The organism is Planctomycetota bacterium (genome assembly GCA_038746835.1).
GTDB lineage: Bacteria > Planctomycetota > Phycisphaerae > Tepidisphaerales > Tepidisphaeraceae > JBCDKH01.
Map to the genome: position 1 here is coordinate 1 of JBCDKH010000296.1, position 2702 is coordinate 2702.

Here is a 2702-nt window from a genome sequence, read left to right on the forward strand (position 1 = left end):
CGCATCCGACCGTCGTCGAAGCTTGGCGTCAGATGGCCGGCACACTGGACGAGGCGTCGATGACCGCGCTCAACGCCCGCGTCGAGGGTGGCCTGAACTCCGAGTCCGCAGCCGCCGCGGCGTACCTGGCCGAGCACTTCACCGACGCGGCAGACGACGTCACCGCGGACCTGTCACTTCCGGCCAGGTTGTGGCAACGCACCATCGAGCACGCGTGGCTCGTCGTCGCCGCGATGCTCCTCGGCATTGCGCTGGCAGTGCCGCTGGGCGTGTTGGCCGCGGGCGGACGAACGGCGGGCCGGGTGGTCTTGGGGATCACGGGCATCGTGCAGACGATCCCTTCGATCGCGCTGCTCGTCTTCATGATCCCGCTGCTCGGCATCGGACCGAAGCCGGCGATTGCGGCATTGTTCCTCTATTCGCTGCTCCCGATGGTTCGAAACACCCACGCGGGACTGGTCGGCATTCCGAAGCCCATCCTCGAATCGGCCGAAGCGCTAGGCCTGTCGCAGTGGCATCGATTAACACGCGTCGAGCTGCCATTGGCCTTGCCGAGCATCCTGGCCGGCATCAAGACCTCGGCCGTCATCACGGTCGGCTTCGCCACCCTCGGCGGCTTCATCGGTGCGGGCGGCTACGGCCAGACGATCTTCGACGGACTCCGCAACGACAGCGTCCGCACGACACTCGAAGGTGCCGTGCCCGCGGCCGTCATGGCCCTGGTCGTCCAATTCGGACTCGACCTCGTCGGCAAGGTCGTCGTGCCGCGTGGGCTGGCGAGCGATTGACGGGAGTCAACTCCGTCCTCCTGAGCGAGCGCAGCGAGTCGAAGGACCTCGCCCGGAACGCCGTACAGAACCACTCCGAGGTCCCTCGGCTGCGCTCGGGATGACGGAAGATTGCAACTCACCGCGTCATCTCGACCAGCAACCGCCCGCGGTGGCGGGTGAGGCGGCAGGCGACGTTCGGGTCAGCCGTCACGGTGTCGACGAGACGTAACAGGTGCGGATCGTCACGCCCGTCGCTGATGAACCGTCCGCCCGACGCCAACGCCATCGGGACGACCAGTCTGCGGGCCAGGCGACGCTGCACACCCGTGCCGCTGGTCAGCCAGCCCATCGCCCGGCTCGCTGCCTGCGCCGCCACGTCGGACGGGTCATCGCCCTCGGCGGCCACGGCGGTGAAGACCGCCTCGCCGGCGGTGCAGATGGCTCGGACCGTCACCGCGTTGCCGGGCGTGGTTGTATCGTCGGCCTCCCGCACCGTCACCGCCGGCAGTGGCCAACCGGCCGAGTGCAGGTGCTCGCGAAGCACGCGAAGCTGCGTCTGTGCCACGTCCAACGGCTGCCGGCCGATCAGGATCTCGCACCGAAGCGAAACGAATCGCCCGGGGTGGCCCCACGCCCAGCGACTTGTCCGCACGCGCGGCCGGGTGTGGACGAACAGCCGTCCCGCCTCGCCGAAGTCGGCGCGGCTGAGTTCGAAGCCGATGTCGAAGCCGAGCCGGCCGAGCGCGCGTTGGAGTGCGTAGCGGAAAAACGGAAAGGCCGGCGCGTCATGTCCGTGCGTCGCGCCGCGAACCTCAACGCGCAACGCACGCTTCGCGGCGATCGCGGCCGGCACGATGACGTCGGCCAGCCGCCCGGCAGAGACGCCTTCGACCGGGCCGATGACCACGTCCGTCGGCACCTCACGACCACCCGGCTCGCGAGCGGCGTCGAGCACCGTCCGAAGCGCACCGAACATCGGCAGCGTCGGGCTGCTCTGCCGAAGCTTCAGCTCCGCCATCGCCAACGCACCGGCTTGTTCGACGTCCGACGTCACGGCAACAGGGTAGCGATCCGGCCCTATTCGTGATGGCACAGCCTCGCGTCCAGCGCCGGCGGTACAGCGTTGGCGGGGCCGTCGTAGCGGATGGAGCGGTCGAGGTAGACCAGACGGTTCGACAGCCGCAAGGCCGCGAGGTGGTCGTGCGTGGAGATCACGACGGTGGCCGAAAGCTCCTCGCGAGCCATCTCGACCGCCTCAACCAGGCGAGCGACCGCAGGCGGGGCGAGGCCGAGGGTCGGCTCGTCGAGTAACAGCAACTTCGGCCGATGCGCGAGCGACTTGGCAATCGCGACGAGCTGCTGCTGGCCACCACTCAGACTCGCCACCGGCCGATCCGGCTCGACGTCGCCCAGCAGCACACGCTCCAACTTGCCGAGCCAGTCGACGTCGACGTCGCGCGGCCCCGCCGCCAGCTGGATCGCCTGCCGCGGCGTCACCGGCAGCGCGCCCGTCGACGCTGTCCGCTGCGGCAGGTACCCGACGTGCCCGAGGCGCCCGGCCGACTCGGCAGACTCGCCGTTGATGTCGATCGCCCCACCGCCGAACGGTGCGAGCCCGGCGAGGCACAGCAGCAGTGTCGTCTTCCCACCGCCGTTGGGCCCTGCGATGGCGACGGCTTCGCCGGCTTCGGCGACGAACGAGATGTCGCGCAGCACGTCGCGCCCGTCACGCCGGGCATGCAGCTTCGTCACCGACAGGGCAGTCGCAGTCGCCGTTGTCATCGCGAGATGTACAGGTCGGCCGGCTCTTCGCTTAGCGGCACCTGCGCGCGAAGCACCGCGACGTTGGGCTGCATGCGAAGCTGAATCGTCTCGCCAGTCGAGGTCTCGCCCGCCGCTGCGACGGCGGCGCGGAAGTCGCGCTCGACCAAG

3 protein-coding genes are annotated in these 2702 nt (G+C 69.5%); 1 reads left to right on the forward strand and 2 read right to left on the reverse strand.

Annotated features, from left to right (window positions below; genetic code table 11):
* Positions 1-788: ABC transporter permease subunit (locus AAGI46_16755; protein ID MEM1013858.1), on the forward strand; the 788-nt coding region annotated here is incomplete at its 5' end.
* 118 nt (positions 789-906) lie between these two features.
* Here the strand turns inward: AAGI46_16755 and AAGI46_16760 are convergent.
* Entirely contained in the window at positions 907-1824 is a 918-nt protein-coding gene (locus tag AAGI46_16760; GenBank protein MEM1013859.1) for an RNA 3'-terminal phosphate cyclase, read from the reverse strand.
* A 23-nt stretch (positions 1825-1847) separates the two neighbouring features.
* Positions 1848-2552 carry an ATP-binding cassette domain-containing protein gene (locus tag AAGI46_16765; GenBank protein MEM1013860.1) on the reverse strand — a complete coding sequence of 235 codons (705 nt, stop codon included), beginning with the start codon at positions 2550-2552 and terminating at the stop codon, positions 1848-1850.
* Positions 2553-2702: the final 150 nt, after the last annotated feature.

Coding starts and splice junctions, on each gene's coding strand:
- AAGI46_16765 (MEM1013860.1), bottom strand. CDS start 2,552: ATGACAACGGCGACTGCGACTGCCCTGTCGGTGACGAAGCTGCATGCC.